Here is a 26,545-nt window from a genome sequence, read left to right as displayed (position 1 = left end):
TTTTTAAATATCACCTGTTTATTGGGAATACCAATTTAGAACTGTGGAGGATGATTATGATGGATATGAGACAACAAGTGAAGAAGGCACCTGTACCCACCTGGATTATTTTTTTGCTGGCATCCGCTTGTGGATTGATCGTGGCAAATCTGTATTACGCTCAGACCGTTATCGGTCCGATCAGCATGACAACGGGTCTGTCTTCTGCCGCTGCCGGATTGATCGTAACGTTGACTCAGATTGGTTATGTCATTGGTTTGCTGTTTATCGTGCCGCTCAGTGACATTACCGAGAATCGACGCCTGGTCGTTCTTTTCCTCATCGTACTGGTTGTTGCCCTGATTGCTGCGGCTTTCTCGCCCACTGCTGTTGTATTTCTGACTGCCTCTCTGTTCATTGGTATAGGTTCTGTGGTCGCTCAAATTCTGGTGCCCTATGCGACATATCTTACTTCCGAGGAACAGCGCGGACGGGTTGTTGGCAATGTAATGAGTGGTCTGCTGCTGGGCATCATGCTGGCTCGTCCTGTCGCAAGCTTTATCACCAGCCTCTTCGGATGGCAGACGGTCTTTGTATTCTCCGCCATTGTCATAACACTTCTCATGTTGCTCCTATCACGCGCTCTTCCTGCTCGCCAGCCTGAACCCACCTTGAAATACGGGCAATTAATCGTGTCCTTGGGCACACTGTTCAGAACGATGCCGCTGCTGCGCCGCCGGGCGTTCTATCAGGCCAGTCTGTTTGGTGCTTTCAGCTTGTTCTGGACTACGGTTCCGCTCAGGCTCGCTAACGATTTTGATATGTCACAGCAAGGGATTGCCTGGTTCGCACTGGCTGGTGTCGGTGGTGCTATTGCCGCTCCCATTGCCGGGAGACTGGCTGATCGCGGACTAACACGTATTCTGACAGGTGCTGCCATGGTGATCGCTGCTGCTTCGTTTGGTCTTGCTTATGCGTTCCAGAGTCACTCCACGTTAGCACTGATACTGCTTGTGATCGTGGCGATCACACTGGATATGGCTGTCTCGGGAAATCTGGTGCTGGGTCAACGCATCATCTATTCGCTAGGAAATGAAGCGAGAGGGCGCGTGAATGGCATATTCATGTCGATCTTTTTTGTCGGCGGTGCGATTGGCTCATCCCTTGGAAGCTGGTCTTATGCTAACGGAGGCTGGAGTCTCACAACGCTGATTGGCCTGATTATGCCGCTGCTCGCTTTGGTGTATTACTTTACGGAAAAGAAAGCTGCCGTTATCAGCAATCATCTATAAATGCGATGCCTTCAGGCATCCTTCATAATCAAAAGCGGACTTTTGAACAACCTCTATAACAATTCTTTCATATATAAAGAAGGGCAGAGTGATCTCTAAGATCCGCTTCTGCCCTTTTCCCTTATTTCATGACACTGAATTTTTTGGTCGCTGCCCTAACTCGATCATCCTCGCCCCATACAATGACACCTACCACTTTGGTATCTTCCAATTCCATCGAAGCGATCTCAACTGCATATTGTTCAAAGGCATTGTTGAGCGACTGGCCTGTCTGTGAAAAAACAACATGGCTCAGTCCCCCGCTGTCGTCTGAGCAGAGTTTGGCCAGATTGATCAGTTGATTCTCCCCGGCCTTCAGAATGACAGTGCTATATCGGATGCCGGCATGCTGAACGCCGCTATGATCCAGCACAGGTTGATCAGAATATAACTCCGGCTCATTCAGCGATGCTTGTCCCATTAACAGGGCAGCCACATTAGCGGCGGCGCCAGGTTCCAGATTTTTATCTAGTATAATAGCAATTCTTTTCATATGACTGTATTCACCCTCTGTGTATTTTGTGTAAAACATACCCATGGCATATTGATTCCCTCGCGCAATACTTTGTAGGTCACAAGCCCGTAATGATCAGCGCATAGCTGATTCGTGAGCGCAATGGACTTCTCCGTGTTGTGCATGACCTTCCTGCAAGCTTCAGGGTTGGACGATACGGTGCTGTTCTCTCTATAGGTTGTATCAAGTTCAGATAACAAGTATGTGGTTGCTGGATGATGATAGATAATATCGATCTGATCGGGACATACCGCATGGAAGCCGGATAGAACCAGCGCAGGAATTTTCTCCACAAAGCTCTCAGACACCGCTAGTTCAGAATCCATGATGAAGCTGTTGAGCTTGGGATACGCCCCGGGGACCAGCAAGCAGGATATGATCCCTGATCTCAAGTCTTCCGCAGCCGCTTCAAATTCAGGGTATGGCTTGATACGTTCCGAGTTGCCTAATTTCTTCGCGATATGCATGCTGCAAGTCAGGAATCCTTCATCGTCTCCTAGCGTTCCCAGTATGGCATATTTCTCTTTAACGATCTCCATTTATTTCTATTTCCTCCTTTTTATTTCTAATCCGCTAAAGATCGTATACCAAAAATTTCCTATTGTCAATTAACACTTTAACGCAACATAAATATGTATTTTGGTTCATATTTTTAACCAAAAGGTGTATTCAAAATGGAAAATATTGAGCTATAATGTTATGAAATGAATTTTTACTATATTTAGTATTTTATTGAAAGGGGATATACGAGAACGTATGAAAACCATTGTATACATATCTGATTTCAGGCTTCCAACTGGATTAAACTTCGTTAAACCTTTGCAGAAATTGGCGGATCACAAGAAAATTCTGATTATTGAACGGCATAATTTGCATCATGATGAGGTCCTCAGGGACTTCTTTGACGAAATTAGATATGTCGATCATCTGGAGTCCGTAGATGCCATCCGGGAGCATATGATGCAGATCCGAGAATCCCATTCCATCTCTGCTCTGTTAACGCCGGGTGAGAATGCGATTGAGATCGGTGGTCAGCTCCGTTCCGAGTTCGGGATCCCCGGTATGCAGCGCAATCAGGCTGAGGCTGTTCGCAACAAATGGATCATGAAACAAATGCTGCATCAACGCGGAATTCGGACATCCGAAATTGCCATTGCTCTACATGAACAGGACTATATTCATTTCACTGCTGTACACGGGTTTCCGATTATTGTGAAGCCACTCAGCGGATATGGAAGTATCAATACGTTCAAATTGTCCAGCATGGATGAACTGGTATATTATCTACACCATACAAGACAAGCACAGCAAAGGGATTTGCTGGAGGAATTCATCCACGGTACGGAGTTTCATTGTGATTCCATTGTGTCCAAGGGCAAAGTTGTATTTGCATCTGTTTCCCAATACCTGTATAACTGCCTGGACATTGCGACGAAGCAGAAACCTCCGGCCAGTATTACGTTCCCTGAAGGCACGGAAGCTGATTTTATCCATCACATCAAAGAACTCAATGAACAGGCCATTGCTGCCTTGGGTATCAATCAATCCGTAACACATGCCGAACTTTTTCTGACTCCAGAAGGAGAAGTAGTGTTTGGAGAAATTGGTGCAAGAATCGGGGGATCACATGTTATGCCTCCTTGTATCAAGAACACTCATGGCGTTGATTTCTTCGAAGCCGTCACTGATCTGGAAGTTGGAATATATGAATTTAAGCAACAGGAGACGCGCCATAAATTCACAGGCATGATCTGCTTCCCTTCACGCGCAGGGGTAATTCAACACATATCCGGAATAGAAGATTATGCCGATATCCCTGGCATCATTGAGTTCAATGTATCCTATCAAGTGGGGCAGCGGGCCGGGGACGTCAACGATACCATGACCCGATCAGGGTATGCTATCGTCGAGGGTGATTCGTTCGAGGAATTGCGTCAAACCCTGCTGGATATGTACGATCGTTTCAAGATTGAAGTGACGGTTGCTGAAACTGTGTAAGATGTACGGATGATCCTCACCGTTTTTGGTCTGGAGTGACGGTTATCTTGGGGAGGGCTGGAATTATTGTCTTTATTCAAAACCTACGCGGGTCTGAGCCGCGATATCTATTATCTCTGTTTAGCCAGAACGATTAACAGCACGGGAGATTTTGTATTCTCCCTGATTACCTTGGTGCTTACGTTGCAAATGGGCATGAATGTGGTCAGTGCAGGGATCTTTGTGTCCATGGCAGCCCTGATTAGCGGACCCGGTGTACTGCTCGGCGGCTATTTAAGCGATCTTATGGGAAAAAAAACAATTATTGTCATCGGGCAACTGTTGTCTGCCATCCTGATTATAAGCTGCTCTTTTTGGTCAGGCACCATTACCGTTGGTTATCTACTGATTGCAGTCATGTTTTTCATCAGTATTACCCGGCCTGCTTATAATGCACTGATTATTCAACTGTGTACGGAGGAGAAAGAGCGAAAGTCCGCCTTTTCCCTCATGTATCTGGGGGCCAATCTGGGTATAGCCATCGGACCACTGATCGCCGGTTTTTTCATCAAGGATCACGTCAACATTGTCTTTATAAGTATCGGCACCGTGTTTCTGATATCTACCTTTATCATCATCAACCAGGTTAAGATCGGCACACGCAAGGAATTGGCATCAACAAGCAGCGAACATGCTGGACAACAAGAACAACAACGATCGAGCCAACCGCCTTCGCCGTTATTCAGATTACTGCTGAAAAATCCACTTGTTGCCTTTTTCATCGTTGTGTCATTTCTTAACTATTTTATCTATATGCAATACTCATTTAGCCTCCCACTCCAGATGAATCACTCGTTTGGCGAGAACGGGGCAGCATATTACGGCTCTGTCATGACTATCAATGCCATTAGCGTCATTATTCTTACCACCGTGATCCTGTCCGCTACACGCAAATTTACTGCCCTAAACTCCATAGCTACAGGCGCACTCTTCTATGGAATCGGATTTGGAGCCTTGAACCTGCTCGGAACCTTCCCCCACTTTTCCATCGTCGCCTTATCCACGGTGCTGTGGACCATTGGAGAGATTCTCGTGCAGACCAATATCAATCTGTATATTGCTTCGCGTGTACCCGATACACATCAGGGCCGGTTTAATGGCTTGCTGTTATTCGTAGGTTGCCTGGGTTATACACTTAGCCCATATTTGACAGGCATTTTCATCAAAAGCATGGACATGGAAAGTGTATGGATCATTATTCTGGCTGTCAGTCTGTTCTATGCGTTGTCTATGATCATTCTCTGGTATATCGAAAAAAGCTCAACAAGAAGAAACGAAATGAAACCGCTGGATCACTCAAAAAGTATCTGAACCTCAGGGCAGCCTATTCTGCCCTTTTTTTCACTTTATTTTCACACCAAAATAGGCAAATGTGCATTCGCATCATACTCAATCAATTGCTGACCCGTATGCAGTCTCTGTACCAGATCTGGATTGGCGATAAACGGTCTGCCGAACGCAGCCAGATCTATGCTTCCCTTACCAATCGCGTGCTCTGCGGTTTGAACATCCAAATCCCCCACACCAATGATAATTCCATCCCACTGACTTCGAATCCGCTCGTGAAAGGACTGCTCCTCTTCCCACGCTTTTGTATATTGATCTGTTGAGGGATGCAAGATTGTAATTCCCGTCTCGCGGAACAAGTTCAGATATGCATCGATCATTCCAGCTTTATCTGCCCATGCATAGGATGCATCATCATCCTTTTTCTCGGAGAATCGTACCGATATTCGATCTACACTGATCTCTTTTTTCACAGCCACAATAATATCCCGCAAGAACCGCAATCTGCCCGCTGTGTCTCCTCCGTATTTGTCTGTTCTGTGGTTGGTCTTCTCATTGATAAACTGGTCGATCAGATACCCATGCGCAGCATGCAGCTCGATCCCGTCGAACCCCGCCAGAACCGCATTGCGGGTAGCCGTCTGAAAATGCTGAATCGTATCCGCTATATCCTGTGTACTCATCGCTTGAGGAACCTGATACGGTTTATGCAGCTTATGCACTCTTCCCTCTGCCGCAAGGCTGGAAGGTGCCACTGGAGTGGTTCCGATCAGATCGGAGTGGGACAGCCTGCCAACATGCCACAGTTGAGCAATAATGGTGCCGCCATGTCTGTGAACAGCATCCGTTACCCTTTTCCAAGAAATCGTCTGTTCATCTGTATATAAGCCAGGGATGCCATAAGTGCCTTTGCCTGCCAGATTCGGGTTAATGCCCTCGGTAATAATCAGCCCCACACCATCCCACGCACGCTGCTCATAATACGCCACCATCTCATCCGTCACGGTCCCCTCCCGATCATCAGCAAATCCCCGGGTCAACGGAGCCATCACAATTCGGTTCCTTAGTTGCCACTGATGAATCGTTACCGGGCTTAATAATGTTGAACGTGTATTCATGTTATCCATGTCATATCCCTACTCTCTTTGTCATTAAGGATATTGTACGGCGGCTCCGATATATCGTAAAATGATTGAAATATATAGTTGTATCTCTCAAAGAGATACCTAACATCAACATCTGCGGAAGTAATTAAAGTTAACCCACGTTCAGGAGGATACAGCATGGAACTTTCCGATATCGATATTGTTCTCGCGGTGGCGCGTTCAGGCAAAATCTCACAGGCCGCCAAAGAACTGAATTACGCGCAATCCAATGTCACTACGCGCATCAAAAAACTGGAGCAGGAATATCAAATCCAGTTGTTCAACCGATTTCCCAAAGGTGTTGTACTGACCTCCAAAGGAGAACAGTTCGTCCAGTACGCCACACAGATTCACAACCTTTTACATGATCTGAAGCAGGATATGACCGATCCCGGTGAGCCTTCCGGCACGCTGAAAATCGGCATTGTAGAAACGGCGGCATCCAGCCGTTTTATGGAGATTCTGAATGAATATCAGATAACCTACCCGAAGGTGTCCATCTCACTCGTCAACGCCACTTCACCCAAAGTACTGCGCAAGAAAATACAGGACGATGAGATTGATGGTGCTTTTATCAGCGGGGCTTGTGTGAAAGAGGGTCTGAAGGTGGAATATGAGATGCAGGACACGGTTCATATCATCTCCAAGAAGATGGATACACCACCTGAAAGTCTGTGCCAAGTATCATGGGTTGTTTTCCCCGAGGGATGTCCTTATCGTGAAATGACCGAAGAATTTTTGCAGGAAGAGGGACTGTCCGCACGTAATATCATCGAAGTGAGTACGATGGAAAACCTGCTTAGCTGTGTGGAGTCTGGAATTGCTTTTACCATTATGCCGTGCAACGTTATTCACAAGAAACCGGATGATTTCTCCGTATTTGATCTGGCAGATCGTTTTACCCATACCACGACAACCTTTGTCCGCGGTGAGGATCGGTATGTCAGTAGTGCGCTGGATCAATTCATGAAGCTGCTGAATCAGAAGTGCATCACGTTTTGATATAGATAACTTTTATAAGCAGCAGTATAGTATGTACATTCACAGCAGTCAGGAGAAGATCAGATGAAACTCATGAATCTTTTATATAGGCTCATTGATGCCCGGCGTGTCGACAACAATGCTGAACAAGTGTCCTTTCCATCCCGTCCACATCATACGCTGCTTATTGTGATCAAAGGGATCTTAACCGTCAAAGTCGAAGACAAAGTCATCTCCCTATGCGCTCCTCAAGTCCTTTCCGTCCCGCCTTCTCACACCTGTATCGCAACCACCGAGGTACAGCATGATTTTGAATGTGTCACCTTAACCTACAATGTCTACAACGAAGAACTAGATGGCAACATGCAACAAGTTATTGATCCACATCTTGAATTCATTGCCGCTGTTGTTCCCTCAGCTCCCGTTCTCGCCATTCAAATCCATGAAGGTGGGCAGAAGGAAGATCCATGGGCTGGAATGGCACGTCAGATCCTCTTTCAGGAACTTTGTCTTGTCCTATTGAAGCAAAAGAAGCAAAAATCCCAGGAAGGTACCGCCATGGAAGCGGTAAGGCAGAGCCAAAAATATATCAATACACATTATCAGGATAACTTCACACGCGAAAAACTGGCTGAAATGGCTGGACTGAGTGTCAACCGTTATTCCAGATTGTTCAAAAAAATGATTGGACAAGGCCCCATTGAATACTTGAACGCCGTACGCATCCGGGAAGCCGGTGATCTGCTACTGGCCTCGGACAACACGATCAAACAAACAGCCCGTCAGGTCGGGTATGAAGATGAATTCTATTTTAGCCGAAAATTCAAAGCAACCACCGGATTGTCTCCCATGGTTTATATTAAAAAGCATCGCTCCGTAACACGTATCGCTTCACTTGCCCATCCCTATACGGGACATCTGCTTGCCCTTGGTATTGAGCCTTATGCGGCACTGATTAATCCGGTCCATAGAACCTCATATGAATTCAAAAATGTGATTCAAGTGGGCAGAGATCAGCCTGATCTGGAACTATTAATGAACGCACATCCGGAACTGATCATTGGGTATGAAGGAACCGATTATGAAGAGCCCAAAAAAGCCGAATTATTTCGGCATATTGCCTCCACCTGTACCGTATCTTTTACAGGAGATTGGCGTAAACAAATGTACTCCATTGCACAATCCGTAGGCAAAATAACAGCTGCTGAAGAATGGCTGGAACGTTATGATCTATCGGTCAAACAAAAAATCTCCAGTATACAGCATGCCATCGATGACCGACCTGTGGCTGTGGCGCAATACGAAGATGGACAGTTCCGGGTCTACGGCAACCGTAATCTGGGGACGGTACTCTATGATGATTTGCAGTTATCCGTACCCCAAGCCCTACACCACGTATCCCATTCCCGTATAATGTCACTGGAACAGCTGGTTCAGTCGGATATTGAACACTTCATTCTGTTTACAAGTGGCCAAGCAGACGAGCGTGCGCACACTGTAGCATCGCTTATGCAAAATTCAATTTGGCAGCAATGGGAGGCGGTTCGTATGAATCAAGTCTATGAATTGGGCGATTCCTCCCCCTACTCCTGTTATACTTCCTTGGCCCATGATCTGTTTCTGAATCGGGTTAGTCAATTGTTCCTGAGCCAAACGTCCATGCATTAAACAGGAATATCCATGGATTACGATTTGGAATGGACCTATAATTATTTTGATAATGATAATCAAAATCAATTAAAGGGTGTGTACAACGTGTCTTTACCTAATAACCAACGCTTCTCTACCTTTTTCAAATCAGGACGATTCCTTATAACCGTTCTTGTTCTATGCAGCATGCTTGCGGGCTGTGGGACTTCCCAGAACAGTGGGAACTCCCCTTCACCCGAATCCAGTGGGGCAGAGCCATCAACCGCTGAACAGGGAAGTGAGAATACACGCACCATTTCTACGATTAAAGGGGATATCGAAATTCCTGCCGAACCCCAAAAAATTGCGGGTATGCTCTACGTCTTTGCTGACCAGTTACTCGCTCTCGGCATTGAACCAACAGCCATGGTAACGTATAACGATCTCGGATTCCCTGAATATCTGGCAGATCAGATGAAAGATACCACTGCCGTAGGTTCCGGCGAGTCTCCCAATTTTGAAGCATTGCTCCAGGCTGAGCCGGATCTCATTCTGGCCTCCAAAACGTTAAATGAAGCAAACTATGAGCAACTCTCCAAGATTGCTCCAACGATCCTTTTTGATAATGAAGAAAAAGGAGACTGGGAGCGATTCATGGAAACGGCAACTGTTCTTGGCAAAGAAAAAGAAGCCCAAGCGGTCAAAGATGCCTATGATACCAAAGTCACCCAAACCCATGATGAGCTTGCCGTAAAAGCCAAAGACGAAACGGTGGCCTACATGCGCGTGCAGGATAAACAGCTTCAGTTGATTAAACCTGATGATAACTTCACTCTGTTTGGTGCTCTGGGATTAACCCCTGCTTCAGTAGACAGTGTAGATTTCGAGGGATCATGGAATGTGGCAATTTCCGAGGAAATTCTGCCTGAGCTGAACCCGGATCGACTGTTTATCATTCTGCGTCCAGGGGAAGAAAACAAGGTTGTGCTTAATAACATCATGGATACATCCATCTGGTCCAATCTGAATGCAGTCCAGAACGATCATGTATATATCGGTGATGCCAACCTGTGGTTTGCAGGATACGGTCCCATCGGTCTTAGCAAAATCATTGATGAGATCGCTGCTTCCTTCGAGTTATAGAGGGACATGATGAAACCTAAAACAAGTCTTAAGCAGACCGTGATCGAACGACGTACGATTCAGGAATTTAATGGCCTACCCATTCCCTTGGAAACGATTCATGAGATTCTGGGGGACGCGATATGGGCTCCTTTTCACTCCAAAAAGGAACCTTGGCGTTTCATTCTGTTTATGAATGAGGGCAGAGAAACATTCGCAAGCGCTGTATTGAGTACACGCAATCCTGAATTTGTAACAAAGTACGGACAACAAATCAGAGCGGCCTATTGTGCACAGACACCTGTGCATCTGGTTGTGGTTATGACAGCCAACCTGCCCTCCAAGGCGTGGGAAGAGGCTTTTGCTGCAACCTCGGCACTGATCCAGAACATACAGTTGCTCGCCTGGGGACAACACATCGGCGTTGTATGGAAGACAAGCCCTTTCAACGAAAATCCGCTATTCTGTGAAGCCATTGGTGTGACATCTGAGGAAAAAATAGTAGGTACACTACACATGGGGTATTTTAACGCTGAAGATCAGCCTATGCCCAAGCCTCGCACACCTCTCCCTCAACTGTTGCATCTCATTGATCACTAAATGGACTAGAGCACATTGATCGAGAGCATAAAAAAAAGGGATGTCCTATAAGTCATGAATATGACAGGGGACATCCCTTGTTCGTGTTATTTTGTTTTAATGAACCTGAGACACGCTATTCGCTCCCGTTTGCCCAGATCTGAGATCTAACGAATCACAGAGACGTTATTTCGTCGATTCACTCGATTTTCTAGGTTTTGACAACGTTTTTTGACGAAATAGCGTTACTGAGATTCTTTAAATCTTGCAAGCGTTGATGATCCGCCTTTTAAGGTGCGGTATGGACCTATGTCAAAAAAGTAGACACTACGCTGCGGATTTGTCCGTAAATTGCATCGCAAAACGAGCAGGGGAAAGATACCCTAGCGCGCCATGCATTCGCTTGCGGTTGTAATAGAACTCAATGTACTGGTAGATGGCAGTATAAGCCTCTTCCGGTGTCTTAAAACGAGGGTTGCAGTAAATGAGTTCCTTCTTTAAAATACTGTGCCATGACTCAATACAGGCGTTATCATAACAGTTTCCTCGGCGGCTCATGCTTGATTCCATTCCGTATGATTTTAGTTGCTCCACGTATTCTTTGGACGTGTATTGAGAGCCGCGATCCGAGTGATGGAGTAATCCCGGAGCGGGGCGTTTGGCCTTGTAAGCTTCCTCCAGTGCACCCATCACCAAACTGGTTTCCATATGGTTATATAGACGCCAGCCTACAATTTCACGTGTGCACAAATCCAGAACGCTGGCGAGATATAGACGACCTCCTCGGCAAGGAATGTAGGTGATGTCGGTAACCCATACCGTATTCGGTTTGGACGTTTTAAATTGCTGATTCAGCGTATTTGGTGCAAGGGGATGGTTGTGTTTGGAATCCGTAGTCTGAACGCGATATTTGGGCATGACCACAGAACGTAGATTCATTTGACGCATGTATATACTGACGGTACGTGAAGAGATTCGCAACCCTTCTAAATGGAGCAGATACGTAATTTTAGGACTTCCACACCGCATCTGGTGGTCGTAAAAATGATAGCGAATACGCTTCATGACCTCGCCTTTGCGGTCCTGCCGCTTGCTGGTTCGGTCCATTCGCCATTTGTAATATCCGCTCCGTGATACTTGAAAGGTTCTGCACATCTTCTCCAAAGAAAACTCGGAGCGATGGTCTTCCACAAACTGAAATCTTAGCTCTTTGGTTTGCTGAAGATGTGCACTGCTTTTTTTACAATCGCCAGTTCTTCTTGTGTATCCGCAAGCGTGTGCTCTTTCTCTTGAAGCAATCGGCGCATCTCTTGAAGCTCTGCTTCCAGTTCCTTCACTCGATCTACACTGGCAACAGGCTCATGTTTTAGTTCGCGGTACTTACTCATCCATTGGTGCAACGTACTTTTTGGAATGTTGAGTTCTTCTGCCAAATCTCCAAGTGTCTTCGTCTGCTCTTGAATGAATTTGACCGTTTGTTTCTTGAATTCTTCGTTATATCGTTGCCGCTGTTCTCCCATGTGGACACCTCCGTTAGTCTTATTATCCTTCCGTCCGTTAACGGGTGTCCACTTTTTATTCTAGCTCCAGTAGGTTCGTTAGCGCTTGGAGTGAGGCGGAATTCCTTTTGAGACAGCACCTTACTCCACCTTGAATCGCGCAGCCGATTCGGCCAGCTTTTGCGTCAATTGATCGATCGTATCAACCATGTTGGCCAACTGCTGTACTGTTGAAGATTGCTCCATCATGGTTGCTGTTACCTCTTCAACCGAAGCGGATACCTGCTCTCCTGAAGCCGACAAACTATGGGCAGACTCCAGTACGTCATCCTTGTTCTGTAACATCTCCTGCATCTGTCCTGCCATCGTGGCAATTTGTCGATTGATAACCGTTACCTTCTCCAGAATCACATCGAACGCTTGACGAGTCTGCAAGACAAGCTCATCCTGTCTGGAGGAGATGGTATGAATCTCTGCAACACTTTGGTTGTTCTCGGCGACATCGGCCAGATTCTGCTCGATAATGCTGGAGATTTCCTTGGATTGGCGGGAGCTCTGCTCTGCCAGGTTGCGGATCTCTTCGGCCACAACCGCAAATCCTCTGCCATGCTCACCTGCCCTTGATGCTTCAATGGAAGCATTCAATGCAAGCAGATTGGTCTGCTTCGCAATCTGGCTGATGGCTTCCGTGATCTGACTAATACTGCCCGAACTGGTTTGAAGTTTGACGGTAATCTCCGAGATTTTCTCCACTTCCCGTTCGTTCACCTCATTGATACGCATCAGTTCATTCACGACTTCATTCCCGTTGTGGAATACCGTTTCGATCTCATCTGCTCTTGCCTTCACATCCTGTGCACTGCTGTTCATGGCAGCCACTTTATCGCCAAAGCTGTTGAATTTGCCTGCAATCTGCTCGGTATCTTCCGATTGAGCCTCCATGGCTTTGGCAATCCCCATGGACGTTGCCGATGTCTCATCAATGGATCTTGCCGTCTGTCTGGATGTCTCCTCCAACTCCTGAGTGCTGGCCTGAAGGACATGAATCGAACTATTCATATCGGTAATAAGGTTCCTGTTCTGCTCCACCATACCATTGAAGCTCTCCGCCAGATCCTTGAATTCGCTGTTATACTTGCCATTGGCCTTAACGGTCAGATTGCCTTGAGCAAGCTGTTGGAACAGACCGCTCAGACGTATGATAGGTCTTGTAATACTGCGAGAAATCAGTAATCCCACACCAATAGCCAGAGCAATCCCGATCAATATCACGATAACCATCTGGCGCTGCATATCCTCTATCGGACGCTTGATATCATCATAATCGTCAATAATGAGCACAGAGAGATCTGCACCCGGAATCTGATTAATACGATAGTAGGTATCTTCTCGATCCATCGAAGTGATTTTCACTTTGTCGGTGGCTCTAGCCTCGATAATTCCCATCGCGTCCTTATCTTCTTCCAGCGTTTGTCCCACAACGGAAGGGTCCAGTGAATCATACATAATGATGCCGCTCCGACTCAGTACTTCAACTCTGCCTTGACCATTGATTTTAATGTCTCCGAGTTGCCCCAGGAAGAAGCTGCTGTCCACCGACATAGCAAGCACACCCAGGTTATTCCCCTCTTCATCGGTGATAGGCTCCGAGAATACAATAATGAGCTTCTTGCCAGTCTTAGAGACGACCGCGTCACTGATGAAGGATTTCCCCTGTATAGATTCCTTAAAATATTCCCGATCTCCCCGTGACTGACCAATGACTTCTGGCATGGTTCCTGCCACCATGATTCCTTCCTTATCAAAAACGAACAGATCTGGCTTACTTCCTTCCGTTTCCGATATACTGTCGGTCAAGATCGTATTGGCCTTATTGAAATACGGGTTCTCATCCGATAAAAATTCTTCATCCGTCATGTCAGTTGTATCACGCAACTTTAAGAGTTCTTTAAAAGTACTATGTACGGATATCGAATGACTCAATTGTTGTTGAAGTTGCATAGCTGTCCAAAGCCCTTCCCCAAGGCGGTCAGCCATCACATTCATTTCATCCTTGCTTTTCTTGACCACAACATCAGATGAAATCATATAACTTGTGGTCGTTGCACCAAGCAGAACCAAAACAACCAATACACTGATCATGAAAGGCAGCTTGATTTTAAGCGACATATTTTTGAGCTCATGTCCTACACCTTTTCTTTTCCCCATTTCCTTCTCCCCACTTCCCTGAACCATCTGCATCTGAACGATGTACATACATTATCGGAAAAATCCATAGTAAAATTGATCAATTAGGGAGATATTGCCACTGTTTTTCTTTTTTTTGAAATTCTGATAGCAACATAAAAAAATGGCCTGTCAGATCGACTATCCATCTTGGGAATGGATGTTGCCGTTATCTAACAGACCGTTTTAAGTTTTTTTATGAATCTATTAAGTTTACTTGCGCAATCTCCGGGAACTCAATGAGTGATGACCATTCTGCAAGAATGTACTGCGCGTATTCTTCATCTGTTCAATCCGTCGCTCAGCCAGACGATCTGCGGCAACATAGGTAGCGATGCCCTCGGTACGTGAGCTTTCGAATATTTTCTCCAGATTGGAATAGATCTCTCCGATCTTGCTCCACGCCCGATCCGCGTTATAACCGTTCAACTCATCCGCAATGTTAATTACACCACCTGCATTGATAACATAGTCAGGCGCATATACGATGCCCATATCATACAGCTGATCCCCATGACGGGTCTCCAACAGCTGATTATTGGCACAGCCCGCTACAACCTTTGCCTTGAGCGTTTTGAGCGTATCGTCATTAATCGTGCCGCCCAGTGCACATGGTGCATAGATATCACATTCCACACTCGTGATGTCTGCGGGATCAACTGCTGTTGCGCCGAAGCGGTCCACAGCCTGTTTCACCGAGTCCTTATGGATATCCGTAACGATCAGATGTGCACCTTCCTCATACAGATATTTGCACAGATGCATCGCCACATTGCCGACACCTTGGACCGCTATCGTTTTACCCTCCAGCAGATCGGTACCAAATGCTTCTTTGGCCGCTGCCTTGATCCCCCGATATACACCCCAAGCCGTTGCAGGCGATGGGTTACCGGATGAACCATAACTCGCGGAGATGCCTGTCACATAATCGGTTTCCTGATAGATCAAGTTCATGTCCTCTTCCGTTGTTCCCACATCTTCGGCCGTGATATAACGTCCGTTCAACCCTTGAATATATCGTCCAAACGCCCGAAACATCGCTTCGTTTTTGTCGCGCCGCGGATCTCCGATGATAACGGTTTTGCCACCGCCCAGATTCAGGCCGGATACCGCATTCTTATATGTCATACCACGGGCAAGGCGCAGGGCATCTTCAATGGCTGCTTCTTCTGAAGCGTAAGTCCACATCCGTGTGCCTCCCAGCGCAGGGCCGAGTGTTGTGTCGTGTATGGCGATAATTGCTTTTAACCCTGAATTTCGATCCTGGCACAGAACCAGTTCCTCATAATCGTGATGCTCCATTGCTTCAAACCAACTCATGTGCTAACCGTCTCCTCCAACCATTTTTGCGATCCAATCGCATTGTTCTCTATTCATTGACCATCCTCTATTGTACCCATGAATACCCAGTTTGTGCAAAATCACATCGCAATGTCAGAGAAGCATCGATCGATGTTTCTCATATGGCGGGAGCATAGCGGTCGAATTTCAGATTATAATTTTATCGTCTATCCATAGAAAAACCTCTCTCCCTTACAGGAGAAAGGTACACTTCCCTCAACTGCATCAACTTAATCGCCCCAAGTAGGCCACTTGATCATTCACATTTAAGGGAGCGTTTCGACCACATTGATTGGATGCAAATCGCCATCCACAGCGAATGAAGCCTGTCCTGTCTCCTCGGAGACAACCAACACAACCGCATCCGTCAATTCACTTAAACCCAATGCAGCCCGATGACGAGTGCCTATTTTTCGTTCATGCACTTCCGCTTGCGACAACGGCAGCACATTACCAGCGGATACAATTTGATTGCCACGAATCAACACAGCCCCATCATGCAGAGGTGCACCGGGAATAAATAGCGATTCCAGCAACGCATGCGTCACTCTTGCATCCACAGCCACACCTGAATGAATGATCGACTCCAACGGAATCTCCCGTTCAATCACAATCAACGCCCCATATCTCCGGTCAGATAGATGCTGTACGCTCGATGTTAATTCGGCAAACTTCTCGGTAAAAGGTGACAGATAACAATCCAGATAAAACGAAGAGGCGAGCACCTCGATTTGCTTGATTTCCGCTCGAATCTCTGCAAATTGCCCCAGCAGGCAGGCACTGTCATTGTCAAATCGGGATAACGTCAGATTCATACGCTCTGCTACACGATGGAGATCTGCCTTAAGCTTCTGCCTCATCGAGGAACTGTCACAGTCTGCTTGCTGGGTCATCATTCGCCGCCTCCTTGGTTGGGTTGGGCTTCACGCCGCATCATTAGTACCCATACCTTCCCCTCTGGAGCACATATTTATGCAATGGCGGGGCTGTAGGAGCTAATCACGAGCTTCATTGTAACTGATATAACAAGCAAAAAAAGAGCCTGTCCGCAAAACTCCACGGTCAGACCCTATTCGCATAATAATTTGATGTTTGTCTACTTTAATTATTGCGCTTTGCCGTATGAACCTGTCTTAAATGTAGTTGGATCATACCATTTGTACCCTGCCGCTGGTGCAGCCCATGGCTCAAGTTGCGGCTCGGTTGATGCGGCTGGAGCTTCGATAGGAAGCAGGCTTGTTGCCGTATCCAATGTCAATCCTGGCACTTGTGCCAGACTGGTGTAGCTCTCTTTGACCGCGAGCCATTTCACAGTATTCACAAGGAACGTTGCATCATCCACTTCTTTGAATCCATCATAGGTCTTCTTGGTAGCACCGGTCTCTTCACGCAAATATTTCGGAGTCGCGTCTTCTACAGGTGAAGAGTCACCGATAAATGCGGCTTTGCCTACACCAACCTTTGCAATGGCAGCATAGGCTCCTTCAGCTCGTCCACCACCATTGTATACGCCCTGGTCCACGGCATTGCCCCACTTGGATACACCACTTGGTACATAGACCAAGCCTTTGGCTTTGTTCGGGTCTATAATCGCAATGGTCGATCCCGCATGCATGGCTACAGAATTAACACCAGTCGTAATGCCGAAGGATTGTGCAGGTGCAACGATATCCGATGCATTTACATCTCCAAGGGCATTGTAGCGGAAACGGACACCAAAGTTCGTCGCGAGCCAGTCTGAACTCGTCACACTCTGCATCGCTGGTGATTCGGCTTCAGCCGAGGACATGCCTTTGGCCGGATTCAGGAAGGCACCGCGGCGATAGCCGTTAAATACTTCGGAAGAATCCCAGCGGTTTTTGTTGCGGTCTGCATTATAGTGGTCGGAGATGAAGAAGATACTTCCTCCGTTCTGCACGTACTGCACAAGCGCTGCCTGCTCAGTCGCTTTGAACGGCACGTTGGCTTCGCCGATGACAAAGACGTCGTAATCTTTCAATTTATTATAGGTGATAGCTTGCTCACCGAATGTATACGGGATGCTGCGTTCCAGCTGATCCACGGCAAAGCCTGCGTTTCGCAAACCATTGGCAAAATCCGAAAATGCCCCGTCAATAATCCAGTCGGCAGCACCTGCTGTCTGGGCGTGGGTATTATCAAACAATACTTTCTTGCCGGTACCGTCCGGCAGTGTTGTGCCCGGGTTTGGTTCTGGATCAGGATTGGTTGTTCCGGAGGAAAGTGTGATGGACGTTGGGTTTTTGACTCCTGCATAGCTGTTGTAGGCACCTAAGGTTCCGGTTACGATGATCTTTTTTCCTACAAGACTGGGGTTGGACGCCAATCCATATTGCGAACGGAAAGATGAGGGAATCTGTACATCCAATAATCTGGCGTTGGTCCGCTCTGACGCTGAATCCGCAATCAGAACATTAAAATCATTGGCATACGGAGATGTAAACTTCGCGGTAAGCGACCCGGTAGCATGTCCAACAATGATTCCTTCAACCGTTGCTGTTCCTCCACCGCTCTGGGCAGCGATGGCCTGAGATACCGTAAGTGGTGCTGCAGCTTGTACCGGACTTTGCGAACCCGGCCCCAGCAGTGCGGTTGCCATCATGATAAAGACCAGGAATGCCCCGATCCAGTGCTGCCATAACGCCTTCTTCATATTCCCTTTCTCCTCCTCCAAATTACCTGATAATGGGTTATCCTCCTTTAATTTAATTGTTCATATGCTGAATTCCTCTTTCTTTTTGTAAAGTTTATGAAAAAGTTTAGAAGTTGAGTCTATTGGCCCATACTGATTATCATTAGAATTCCATTTACCGAAGGAGTAAAACGATGATGAAGTTAATATTTTTGTTGCTCTTGTTGATTGTTCCGCTGATTATGGCTTATGTTGCTCTTCGTTCCCGCATGGTTACCCGAGTATTCCATATTCTTGCGCTACTCTGTTTCTACAGTGCGGCAACCGTCATCGCTGGTGATGTGTATGCGACGAATGCTCATATGACCACATTCACCACCGAAATTCACCATTTCCTGCTGAATGGCTGGTTCTTGTATCCGTCTGCATATCTCGGTGTATACATTCCCTATGTGCTGTGGGTGAGCCTATTTTCAGAAAAAAGTTAAATTCGATGCGGACTTGGGATTGCATTTTGCCAGCGTTCATTGCATAATGAATATATAAACATGATAATGATTATCATTCTTGAACTTGTCTCTTTGTAACTTTCTACTGCATATGATTTTACGATTTTATAGATAAAGGGGAACGAACATCGAATGAATACAACTCTGCAAAAGGCTGATCTGCAGCTTGACGATTATTTGGATCTTCTGAACCTGGCAACCAACCTGGGTGATACGAGATGGCAAAAGGAAATTATCCGTAAGCTGGCTTATACTTATCCCGCAGTTCAATGTAAACAACCACAATAGCATGCCACATACATCATAGATCTACATCAGGCTCATGACCGATTCATTCGTTGAATCTGTTATGGGCTATTTTTGTTGTACAATGGACAGTAAAGTTATTCAAACGTGAAGGAGTGAACAACGATGCAACTGGAGACTGACAGACTGATCATCCGGGAAATTCGGGAGACCGATTGGAAAAGTATACATAGCTACACATCCATGACAGAAGTTACTCAGCATACGGCATGGGGACCGAATACGGAAGAAGATACACGAGCATACGTGCAGTTTGTGTTGGACACACAGCAGGCACATCCAAGAAAGGGCTTTGAACTTGCAATATGTTTGAAAAGTGATGGAACTCTCCTTGGCGGAGTCGGTATTCACGTTATGGAGAAAACCAATGCAGAGATCGGCTATGTCCTTAATCCCACCTATCAAGGAAAAGGGTATGCCGCCGAAGCAGCCAGTGCTCTACTAGGCTTCGGTTTCAACGAACTCGGAATTCACCGGATTTACGCCAAATGTCGTCCGCATAACACTGCTTCGGAGAATGTCATGAAGAAGATTGGCATGCAGTGTGAAGGTCTGCTACGGGAGCACTGGTTCTACAAAGGTTCCTTTCATGACTCTGTGATCTATTCGATTCTCTCCAGTGAATATGCACATGAACAATTTCAAAGAAACACAAAAAGCTGACTCCCATATATGGGACGCCAGCTTTTTTTCTTTTACTCCGTAACGACCCCAATCGCCAATGGAGGTGAAGCCTCTGAACAAACTAATTTACAACCGGCACAGCTCTACCGGGCAGCTTGGGAATGTCGGACATCCACACATACAGCGCAGGGCTGCCAGGTCACGAATCATCAGTTTGCCGTCCATCATATCCAGCGTACCTTGTTCCTTCCATGCCCCCAGCATCCGCGTTACGCTCTCCCGGGTAGCTCCAATCATCTCGGCAAGATCGGTATGGTTCAGCTTCATGTCCAGCACAATACCATCCGGTGTAACCCTACCATACGAATTGCTGGCACGGATCAGTGTCGAAGCGAGCGCACCCGCCTTGCCATAGAGCAGCAAATCACGGAATCTCGACTGGGTGATCCGCTGCGACAGTGCCATCCATTGCAAGAATTTCAAGGCAAGGTCGCCATGTTTGCTGAGTATACTTTCCAGATCGCTAAGCGAGATAATGGCCAGTTCCCCTTTTTCCGCCATCTCTGCACTGTAGCTATGATTCAATCCGCCGATGCCGCCGAATTCACCGATGAGATCGCCGCTTTGCTGAATGGATAAAATAATTTCCTTGCCATCCTCCGTCGACTTGGTCATTTTCACTCGTCCCGAACGAATGTAGTACAGATATCCGGCTTCATCGCCTTCGAGAAAGAGACTATACCCCGACTTCACCCGTTTGGGCTGCATTTTTGCTTCAATCAGGCCCCATTGCTCAGATGTAACGAACGAAAGGATTCCGCCTGTTTCTCGTGTCATTTTGCCCGCCTCCGTTTGTTTCTGCTCTGCTCTCTGGGTTGTTCTTTCTACAAATACTGTACCCATAACCTTCGTCCCCCTCGGTGATTCCTTATGTATCCATCATACCGCGAAAGTAGCGCGAGGGTTATCGGGGGATTACCTGATCATTAACGAGAAACTCCCTGAATTTGCTGTGAGAAAAGTCACATTTCACCGATATGCCTCATCCTTCGCACTTCTTCAATCCCTTGGTGCACCTGATTCAGGAGTCCTCCACTGCCTAAGTTCAGTAGATTATAGAACGGAAATAGGGGTTTTCCCTGAATTACAACGTACGAGAAAGGGTCTACAATAGAATTAACATTGTAATACCCTTACTTTAAGATGATCCTGTTCAAAGGTTAATGATAATAATTACACGTCACGTACGTTATAATTTCGAAAAAGGAAGTGTCCTCTCATGCATGATGAACTGCCATCTGGCATTCAGGAGATGATCGACGGCCTGCGCCTGAACACATCCAGCGACTTCTGTGGACTTGCCTGTCTGAACGGGACGATGCTACGCTGGAAGTATACCTCTGGGGCTAGTAATGAACGGGTGAAACGCATGGAAATGCGCGCCGGACAAGATCTGGTGGGCACAGCCCTTCGGACTGGACGCACAGCTCGATCTGATGCACAATCCACCGGGGAGCATACACCCGGTCGTTGCCCGTTAATGCTCGCTGAGCGGCTGGTATGTGCCATAGCAGTACCTGTGTTCCAGGAAGGAAGCGTGCCTGGCGCCGTGCTGCTTGTTGGCAGCAGATTGCCTTGCACCTTCTCACCGGACATGATCCGGCAGACGGAGCAAATCGCTCTACATCTTCAGCCGAAGGTGTTTGGATAACAACATCTGTCTTTAATATGGAAGAAGTCTTGTTATTTCCTTAGGGGAGTATCAAGGCTTTTTTTATTATAGTTATTTACAGCGGAGCAAGCCTTAGTCTGTTCACCTGTCTTCGCTCATCTGTATACATCGACGTCACTCACACAGATTGATATAATCGAGTCCATACATTCGTATATTCATAGATAGTATATACAGCTAAGGAGGCTAAAGATATGTTTGTATTGACAACTGCCAGTGTTATTCCATGGGAATCCACACAGCACAACAGTACCATTTCCATAAAAACGCCTTCATTGGTTACCTGCACAGCGACGGTGGACTATAGATATGGTAATGAGCACGGTGTTTTACATAAAGGACAGTTACTTTTTCTACATCCCCAATGCTCCCTGGAGCTGATACATATCCCACCTTCTGCCTTCACCCTGTATCATATCGGTTTTCAGGATTATGCATTAACGGAAGAGAGTCCTGACAAACGTGTTTATGAGCTAACAACAGTGAACTTGCCCTCACATGGTTCGAAGACCGGAGCAAGTCCACAGGTTCTGCGAATGCTGGCAATCATCCAGGATCTTTCCGAAAAAAGGACAGGAAGTGTCCAGACCGAAGAAGCCAGGTCTCATTATCTGCTGAGTGAATTGCTTGAATTATTCAAGCTGGCGATTAAACCTTCTACAGAAATGGTAGACAGTATAATTCGTGAAGCACTTCGCTACATGAATCATCACTATGACAGTCATCTCACCCGTGAAGAACTCGCCAGATTAACCGGGTTTAATGCGAGCTACTTCTCTAGGTTCTTTCAAAAACAGGTTGGACGAAGCTTTCAAGCTCACTTGACCCGAGTTCGTATGGACAAGACAAAGCAATACCTGTTGTCCACGCATGCCACCTTAAATGAAATTGCGCTGCTTGTGGGATACTCCGACGGTTTATACTTAAGTCGAAAATTTAAGCAGTTTACTGGGATTAGTCCAAGTGAATACCGACTACAGCCCCGCGCAAGACGAATTGCTACCGTACAGTACACAGGAGATCTGTTAGCCTTAGGCGTTTACCCCATTGCCGCCTCATTCCTACCCTGGGCTATGTCACCGCTAATCCAAGACGAGTTGCATGATGTACTGGATTTAGATCAATATGGTGTGGAAGAAATCCTCCGAACTGAACCACCTGATCTGATCATCGCGCCAGATTATCTATACTATTTGCCCCATAAGCTCGAACAACTGGAACAGATTGCTCCAGTTATGGTCCTGCCATGGGACAAGTTAAATCGAATGGAGACCGTTCAACTTATCGGACGAATCATAGGTCGAGAGCAGGCTGCCGAAAACTGGATAGATCATTACACCGCGCTGGTCAGCAGTGAAGCTGAACGACTTGGGGCTGCAATCCAGCCTGATGAAACCGTTGGGTTATATGAACTCTGGGAAGATGGAACGATCTGTATCTGGAATGTAACCGCCAGAGCGGCATACAACGTCTATTATGGACTCAATCTTACACCTCCTCCCAGTATTCTACGTGACGTTCTGGAACCTAATAATCATCAGTTCATCCAGGAAGATCAATTGACGGAATATGCAGCAAACCATATGTTTCTCGTGCTTTCCTCACATGAAGGCGGTCTCTATCATGATGCACAAGTCAAACTCATGGAACGACCACACTGGAACAAGGTTATGAATAACGGAAAGAGCCGGATATATCCTCTCAAGCTGGAACAATTCTGGTGTAATGATGCGCTGGCTCTGGAAAAGCAACTTCAGCTTATGGTAGATATCCTGATTCGGGAGAATGGTGAAAAGAACAGGTAACCATTGTCCATGCTCAAGAGGTCACATTTTGAGATGGACGACACTTGTATCCAAAAGCTACGATACTAAGGAGGTTTTATTGAGAAAGATAATCATTATTGATTGGGGAGAAGCAGAATGACAGGGGTTAAATCAAAATGGTGGACTGGGCTTATGTTCCTGGTACTGGTGATTGGAATTATTGGCTGCTCAAGCCAAGTGGAAGAAACCACAAAAAATAAACCTTCCTCACCTGTTGCTACAGAAGAACAACCGGCAGACAGCGCCGCAAAAACGCAGTTCATATCCACCTTTAATGGAGACGTTGAAATACCCGCGAACCCACAGCGGATTGTGACACAGGGCTACCTCGCTGATTTTCTCGCACTTGGTATCAAACCAGTAGGCGCACCGGATTATGAGCTGGAAAGCCCTTATGTGCTTGATCTGGTTGAAGGCGTAGCAGACATTGGTCGTATTGACGGTGGTTCAGTGGAAAAAATTCTTTCACTTGAGCCCGACCTGATCGTCACTGTAGGTGGAGATGAGAAGCTGAATGAGCAATATCGCAAAATCGCACCAACCCTCATCATCCCTTATGGTACATACGACAATGTGCATGAGGAAATCACTGCTTTTGGAGAAATCTTAAACAAACAAAAGGAAGCCGCAGACTGGTTGTCCCAATTCGAAGTAAAAGTGAAGTCAGCCAAGGACTCCATTCAAGGGTTGGTTCAGGAAGGTACGACTTTCTCCAACTTCAGTCTTTTTGGTAAGGATTGGTATATCAACGGAGATGGTGTCAACCGCGGTGGGCAAGCCATCTACCAACAGCTCGGACTGAAAGCACCAGACATTGTACAAAAGGAACTGATTGATCAGGATAAAGATACTGTAACTGTATCCGAGGAGAAACTGGCGGATTATGCCGGTGATTATATTTTCCTGGATTTATCCAATGGTGGTTCGCTGGATGAAACATCACCCGTCTGGTCATCCCTGGACGCCGTGAAGAACAATCGAGTGTTCAAGCTGGATGGGGAACGGTTCTGGCCATATGATCCTCTTGCCGTGGAGGCACAAGTCCAGGAAATTGCCAATATGATTCAGGAACGTTTCGGCCAAACAGAACATTAAGGTTCAATGTTTCTATCCCACACGTTGAGTAAGAGAAGCTATTCGGAGATTAAAGCTCTGAATGGCTTCTTTTTTTGTTATGATATAGATAGAACTAGGGAAGCGGACAGGGGGAAATCATGTGATTCAACTATTAGTTGTAGACGACCATGTTGTCGTGCGTTCCGGGCTGATCGCCTTACTTGAAGGAAAGAATGATATACATATCGTTGGAGATGCCGCAGATGGCGATGAAGCCATTGCCAAGGCTCAAGAGTTGAAGCCAGATGTGGTCTTGATGGATTTCAGCATGCCGCCAGGCAAAGACGGTCTGACTGCTACCGCTGAATTGAAGAAATTGATGCCAGATGTCTCCATTTTGATACTAACCATGCATGACGATGAAGAATATCTGTTCCGCGCCATCCATGCGGGAGCATCCGGATATATCCTCAAAAGTGCGCCGCATGAAGAATTGCTTGCTGCGATTCGTTCCGTAGCAGAGGGTAGCGCCTATCTGTACCCCAGTGCAACCAAGCGGCTGATGAGTGAATACCTGGACAAAGCCAAACAGGAAAACGCCGGACCGTATGACACGTTATCCGAGCGGGAGAAAGAGATTTTGTCCTGGATTGCCAAGGGTTACGCCAACAAGGAAATCGCCGAACATCTGATCATCAGTGTCAAAACGGTCGAATCCCACAAAAGCAATCTGATGGAGAAACTTGGCCTGCGTACACGACCGGAACTGGTGAAGTTCGCCATGAAAAAGGGGTTGCTGAACTTTGAGTAGTGCACGCAAGAACAGATTAAGTGGACTCGCAGACCAGCCCGTACGCCTCCTGCTGAACGAAATCGATAATCACATTACGGATAACGAATTTCGCAGCAGGCTGAAGGGTTCTCTGCATCAACTGAGTGATCTGAAATTTGCCTTAGATGAATCCTCCATTGTAGCCCTGACAGACCGCAAGGGTAAAATCCAGTATGTGAATGATAAATTCTGTGAAATCTCGCAGTATGAGCGCGAGGAACTGATCGGTAAGGATCATCGAATCATTAATTCTGGATACCATGGCAAAAGCTTTATGAAAAACCTGTGGGACACGATATCCTCAGGTAAGGTATGGAACGGGGAGATTCGCAATCGTGCCAGAGATGGCAGTTATTATTGGGTCAACACCACCATCGTGCCTTTTCTCGATAACGATGGCGAGCCATATCAATATCTGGCTGTACGCAGCGAGGTAACCAAGCTGAAATCTGTCGAAGGCGAATTGCAGAAAATGATGTCCCAAGTGATGAACATTCAGGAAGAGGAACGACGCCGGATCTCGCGTGAACTGCATGACGGGATCGGACAGAGTCTCTTCTCTCTGGTGATCCAGATGGACCGACTACTGGCAGATCAGCCTCAACCGGGCGTGGAAGCACTCCGGAAACAGGTCACGGGCATCATGGAAGATGTGCGCGGCATGGCATGGGAGCTGAGACCATCCGTTCTGGATGACCTGGGTGTTGTTCCGGCGATTCGTACGTATATCGAGAATTACACCCGTCACTACGGGATCGAAGTTGATCTGGAATGTAATTTGCGCAAACGATTGGAAATGAACCGGGAGATAGCCATCTACCGGATTATTCAGGAAGCCTTAACCAATGTCGCGAAGTATGCCGATGTTGCCGAGGCACGTGTTACTATAGAAGACGCTGAGGACATGACGATGGTTATTATTGAAGACCAGGGTGCCGGATTCAGCGAAGCAACCGCTGGCAATGGCGTTGGATTGTTCAGTATGGAAGAGCGTGCCCGTGGTGCAGGAGGAACGTTGAGAGTTTCTTCCGAGCCTGGCGAAGGGACTACCGTTACCCTTTTATTGCCCAAGACAGCACAGGGATAACCGTACATGCTTCGTATCACACTTTGCGCTTTACTCCAGCTTATCTATTATTTAACGGCTGCTCGCTATTGGACTATGCGAGTGGTCTTTTTATTTCCGATTGGTCCAAATGACAAAATGAAGGCTCAAAATCGGTTAAATTCAATAATCATGATAAATAGATTGACTCCAGTTACGATTCGTCATTAAACTATGAATGCCACATACACATTGTATGTTTAGTAAAATTTTATTGTTTATTTCATATAGCGAG

25 protein-coding genes are annotated in these 26,545 nt (G+C 46.6%); 15 read left to right on the top strand and 10 right to left on the bottom strand.

Features of this window, described 5'->3' with window-relative positions:
- Positions 1 to 56: 56 nt before the first annotated feature.
- On the top strand, positions 57 to 1,271 hold the full coding sequence (locus tag MKY95_RS02060; RefSeq protein WP_036673093.1) for an MFS transporter: 1,215 nt from the start codon (positions 57 to 59) through the stop codon (positions 1,269 to 1,271).
- 121 nt (positions 1,272 to 1,392) lie between these two features.
- On the opposite strand, the gene MKY95_RS02055 is transcribed toward MKY95_RS02060, so the two are convergent.
- Both MKY95_RS02055 and MKY95_RS02050 read right to left on the bottom strand, forming a co-directional pair.
- Entirely contained in the window at positions 1,393 to 1,803 is a 411-nt protein-coding gene (locus MKY95_RS02055; protein WP_036673092.1) for a DUF2000 family protein, read from the bottom strand.
- The gene (locus MKY95_RS02050) at positions 1,800 to 2,363 is read right to left on the bottom strand and encodes a hypothetical protein (protein ID WP_036673091.1); all 564 of its coding nucleotides are present in this window, start codon (positions 2,361 to 2,363) and stop codon (positions 1,800 to 1,802) included. Before MKY95_RS02050 ends, MKY95_RS02055 begins: the two co-directional genes overlap by 4 nt.
- A 217-nt stretch (positions 2,364 to 2,580) precedes the next feature.
- Between MKY95_RS02050 and MKY95_RS02045 the strand changes: the two genes are divergently transcribed.
- Both MKY95_RS02045 and MKY95_RS02040 read left to right on the top strand, forming a co-directional pair.
- Positions 2,581 to 3,822, top strand: coding sequence for an ATP-grasp domain-containing protein (locus tag MKY95_RS02045; RefSeq protein WP_339196594.1), 1,242 nt, complete (start codon positions 2,581 to 2,583; stop codon positions 3,820 to 3,822).
- A gap of 66 nt (positions 3,823 to 3,888) precedes the next feature.
- On the top strand, positions 3,889 to 5,172 hold the full coding sequence (locus MKY95_RS02040; protein WP_339196591.1) for an MFS transporter: 1,284 nt from the start codon (positions 3,889 to 3,891) through the stop codon (positions 5,170 to 5,172).
- Between the two features lie 41 nt (positions 5,173 to 5,213).
- Here MKY95_RS02040 and MKY95_RS02035 read toward each other — a convergent pair whose 3' ends face one another.
- A complete protein-coding gene (locus MKY95_RS02035; protein WP_339196588.1) occupies positions 5,214 to 6,266 on the bottom strand; it encodes an alkene reductase in 1,053 nt (350 codons plus the stop codon).
- A 165-nt stretch (positions 6,267 to 6,431) separates the two neighbouring features.
- Between MKY95_RS02035 and MKY95_RS02030 the strand changes: the two genes are divergently transcribed.
- The 4 genes from MKY95_RS02030 to MKY95_RS02015 all read left to right on the top strand — a co-directional run bounded on the left by MKY95_RS02030 (position 6,432) and on the right by MKY95_RS02015 (position 10,625).
- Positions 6,432 to 7,295, top strand: coding sequence for a LysR family transcriptional regulator (locus MKY95_RS02030; protein ID WP_036673084.1), 864 nt, complete (start codon positions 6,432 to 6,434; stop codon positions 7,293 to 7,295).
- A 63-nt stretch (positions 7,296 to 7,358) separates the two neighbouring features.
- On the top strand, positions 7,359 to 8,942 hold the full coding sequence (locus tag MKY95_RS02025) for an AraC family transcriptional regulator (RefSeq protein ID WP_051449902.1): 1,584 nt from the start codon (positions 7,359 to 7,361) through the stop codon (positions 8,940 to 8,942).
- Between the two features lie 87 nt (positions 8,943 to 9,029).
- On the top strand, positions 9,030 to 10,046 hold the full coding sequence (locus tag MKY95_RS02020; RefSeq protein ID WP_235193908.1) for an iron-siderophore ABC transporter substrate-binding protein: 1,017 nt from the start codon (positions 9,030 to 9,032) through the stop codon (positions 10,044 to 10,046).
- A gap of 6 nt (positions 10,047 to 10,052) precedes the next feature.
- Positions 10,053 to 10,625: a nitroreductase gene (locus tag MKY95_RS02015; protein WP_036673082.1), complete on the top strand. Its 573-nt coding sequence runs from the start codon at positions 10,053 to 10,055 to the stop codon at positions 10,623 to 10,625.
- 306 nt (positions 10,626 to 10,931) lie between these two features.
- Here the strand turns inward: MKY95_RS02015 and MKY95_RS02010 are convergent, their stop codons facing one another.
- The 6 genes from MKY95_RS02010 to MKY95_RS01985 form a co-directional block, all read right to left on the bottom strand.
- Complete coding sequence (locus MKY95_RS02010) at positions 10,932 to 11,795, bottom strand: IS3 family transposase (protein ID WP_235193907.1); 864 nt, start codon at positions 11,793 to 11,795, stop codon at positions 10,932 to 10,934.
- Positions 11,796 to 11,806: 11 nt separating this feature from the next.
- Entirely contained in the window at positions 11,807 to 12,124 is a 318-nt protein-coding gene (locus MKY95_RS02005) for a transposase (protein ID WP_036673079.1), read from the bottom strand.
- Positions 12,125 to 12,244: 120 nt separating this feature from the next.
- The gene (locus tag MKY95_RS02000) at positions 12,245 to 14,311 is read right to left on the bottom strand and encodes a methyl-accepting chemotaxis protein (protein WP_036673221.1); all 2,067 of its coding nucleotides are present in this window, start codon (positions 14,309 to 14,311) and stop codon (positions 12,245 to 12,247) included.
- Between the two features lie 231 nt (positions 14,312 to 14,542).
- A complete protein-coding gene (locus MKY95_RS01995) occupies positions 14,543 to 15,649 on the bottom strand; it encodes a Glu/Leu/Phe/Val dehydrogenase (RefSeq protein ID WP_036673078.1) in 1,107 nt (368 codons plus the stop codon).
- Positions 15,650 to 15,936: 287 nt separating this feature from the next.
- Entirely contained in the window at positions 15,937 to 16,566 is a 630-nt protein-coding gene (gene cdaS / locus MKY95_RS01990) for a sporulation-specific diadenylate cyclase CdaS (RefSeq protein ID WP_036673077.1), read from the bottom strand.
- A gap of 209 nt (positions 16,567 to 16,775) precedes the next feature.
- The gene (locus tag MKY95_RS01985) at positions 16,776 to 18,290 is read right to left on the bottom strand and encodes a DUF6359 domain-containing protein (protein ID WP_235193913.1); all 1,515 of its coding nucleotides are present in this window, start codon (positions 18,288 to 18,290) and stop codon (positions 16,776 to 16,778) included.
- 224 nt (positions 18,291 to 18,514) lie between these two features.
- Between MKY95_RS01985 and MKY95_RS01980 the strand changes: the two genes are divergently transcribed.
- The 3 genes from MKY95_RS01980 (at position 18,515) to MKY95_RS01970 (ending at position 19,798) form a co-directional block, all read left to right on the top strand.
- The gene (locus MKY95_RS01980) at positions 18,515 to 18,808 is read left to right on the top strand and encodes a hypothetical protein (RefSeq protein WP_036673074.1); all 294 of its coding nucleotides are present in this window, start codon (positions 18,515 to 18,517) and stop codon (positions 18,806 to 18,808) included.
- 153 nt (positions 18,809 to 18,961) lie between these two features.
- Complete coding sequence (locus tag MKY95_RS01975) at positions 18,962 to 19,117, top strand: hypothetical protein (protein ID WP_017691064.1); 156 nt, start codon at positions 18,962 to 18,964, stop codon at positions 19,115 to 19,117.
- A 123-nt stretch (positions 19,118 to 19,240) separates the two neighbouring features.
- Positions 19,241 to 19,798, top strand: a complete 558-nt coding sequence (locus tag MKY95_RS01970) for a GNAT family protein (RefSeq protein WP_036673069.1) — start codon at positions 19,241 to 19,243, stop codon at positions 19,796 to 19,798.
- 87 nt (positions 19,799 to 19,885) lie between these two features.
- Here MKY95_RS01970 and MKY95_RS01965 read toward each other — a convergent pair whose 3' ends face one another.
- Positions 19,886 to 20,662, bottom strand: coding sequence for a Crp/Fnr family transcriptional regulator (locus tag MKY95_RS01965; RefSeq protein ID WP_235193905.1), 777 nt, complete (start codon positions 20,660 to 20,662; stop codon positions 19,886 to 19,888).
- A gap of 376 nt (positions 20,663 to 21,038) precedes the next feature.
- Between MKY95_RS01965 and MKY95_RS01960 the strand changes: the two genes are divergently transcribed.
- From MKY95_RS01960 to MKY95_RS01940, 5 genes are all read left to right on the top strand, one after another.
- Positions 21,039 to 21,470 carry a GAF domain-containing protein gene (locus tag MKY95_RS01960; protein ID WP_051447438.1) on the top strand — a complete coding sequence of 144 codons (432 nt, stop codon included), beginning with the start codon at positions 21,039 to 21,041 and terminating at the stop codon, positions 21,468 to 21,470.
- A 215-nt stretch (positions 21,471 to 21,685) separates the two neighbouring features.
- On the top strand, positions 21,686 to 23,296 hold the full coding sequence (locus tag MKY95_RS01955) for an AraC family transcriptional regulator (protein ID WP_339196574.1): 1,611 nt from the start codon (positions 21,686 to 21,688) through the stop codon (positions 23,294 to 23,296).
- A 117-nt stretch (positions 23,297 to 23,413) separates the two neighbouring features.
- Entirely contained in the window at positions 23,414 to 24,412 is a 999-nt protein-coding gene (locus tag MKY95_RS01950; protein ID WP_339196572.1) for an ABC transporter substrate-binding protein, read from the top strand.
- 121 nt (positions 24,413 to 24,533) lie between these two features.
- Positions 24,534 to 25,184, top strand: a complete 651-nt coding sequence (locus MKY95_RS01945; protein ID WP_017691068.1) for a response regulator transcription factor — start codon at positions 24,534 to 24,536, stop codon at positions 25,182 to 25,184.
- Positions 25,177 to 26,292 (top strand): PAS domain-containing protein, encoded by a 1,116-nt coding sequence (locus tag MKY95_RS01940; protein ID WP_339196569.1) that lies wholly within the window; start codon positions 25,177 to 25,179, stop codon positions 26,290 to 26,292. Before MKY95_RS01945 ends, MKY95_RS01940 begins: the two co-directional genes overlap by 8 nt.
- The last annotated feature ends 253 nt before the right edge of the window (positions 26,293 to 26,545 follow it).

The organism is Paenibacillus sp. FSL P4-0176 (assembly GCF_037975265.1).
GTDB lineage: Bacteria > Bacillota > Bacilli > Paenibacillales > Paenibacillaceae > Paenibacillus > Paenibacillus amylolyticus.
This window is presented reverse-complemented; position numbering and strand designations above follow the sequence as displayed.

Coding starts and splice junctions, on each gene's coding strand:
- MKY95_RS02060 (WP_036673093.1), top strand. CDS start 57: ATGATGGATATGAGACAACAAGTGAAGAAGGCACCTGTACCCACCTGG.
- MKY95_RS02055 (WP_036673092.1), bottom strand. CDS start 1,803: ATGAAAAGAATTGCTATTATACTAGATAAAAATCTGGAACCTGGCGCC.
- MKY95_RS02050 (WP_036673091.1), bottom strand. CDS start 2,363: ATGGAGATCGTTAAAGAGAAATATGCCATACTGGGAACGCTAGGAGAC.
- MKY95_RS02045 (WP_339196594.1), top strand. CDS start 2,581: ATGAAAACCATTGTATACATATCTGATTTCAGGCTTCCAACTGGATTA.
- MKY95_RS02035 (WP_339196588.1), bottom strand. CDS start 6,266: ATGAATACACGTTCAACATTATTAAGCCCGGTAACGATTCATCAGTGG.
- MKY95_RS02030 (WP_036673084.1), top strand. CDS start 6,432: ATGGAACTTTCCGATATCGATATTGTTCTCGCGGTGGCGCGTTCAGGC.
- MKY95_RS02025 (WP_051449902.1), top strand. CDS start 7,359: ATGAAACTCATGAATCTTTTATATAGGCTCATTGATGCCCGGCGTGTC.
- MKY95_RS02015 (WP_036673082.1), top strand. CDS start 10,053: ATGATGAAACCTAAAACAAGTCTTAAGCAGACCGTGATCGAACGACGT.
- MKY95_RS02005 (WP_036673079.1), bottom strand. CDS start 12,124: ATGGGAGAACAGCGGCAACGATATAACGAAGAATTCAAGAAACAAACG.
- MKY95_RS02000 (WP_036673221.1), bottom strand. CDS start 14,311: ATGGGGAAAAGAAAAGGTGTAGGACATGAGCTCAAAAATATGTCGCTT.
- MKY95_RS01995 (WP_036673078.1), bottom strand. CDS start 15,649: ATGAGTTGGTTTGAAGCAATGGAGCATCACGATTATGAGGAACTGGTT.
- cdaS (WP_036673077.1), bottom strand. CDS start 16,566: ATGATGACCCAGCAAGCAGACTGTGACAGTTCCTCGATGAGGCAGAAG.
- MKY95_RS01985 (WP_235193913.1), bottom strand. CDS start 18,290: ATGATGGCAACCGCACTGCTGGGGCCGGGTTCGCAAAGTCCGGTACAA.
- MKY95_RS01980 (WP_036673074.1), top strand. CDS start 18,515: ATGATGAAGTTAATATTTTTGTTGCTCTTGTTGATTGTTCCGCTGATT.
- MKY95_RS01975 (WP_017691064.1), top strand. CDS start 18,962: ATGAATACAACTCTGCAAAAGGCTGATCTGCAGCTTGACGATTATTTG.
- MKY95_RS01970 (WP_036673069.1), top strand. CDS start 19,241: ATGCAACTGGAGACTGACAGACTGATCATCCGGGAAATTCGGGAGACC.
- MKY95_RS01965 (WP_235193905.1), bottom strand. CDS start 20,662: ATGGGTACAGTATTTGTAGAAAGAACAACCCAGAGAGCAGAGCAGAAA.
- MKY95_RS01960 (WP_051447438.1), top strand. CDS start 21,039: ATGCATGATGAACTGCCATCTGGCATTCAGGAGATGATCGACGGCCTG.
- MKY95_RS01955 (WP_339196574.1), top strand. CDS start 21,686: ATGTTTGTATTGACAACTGCCAGTGTTATTCCATGGGAATCCACACAG.
- MKY95_RS01950 (WP_339196572.1), top strand. CDS start 23,414: ATGACAGGGGTTAAATCAAAATGGTGGACTGGGCTTATGTTCCTGGTA.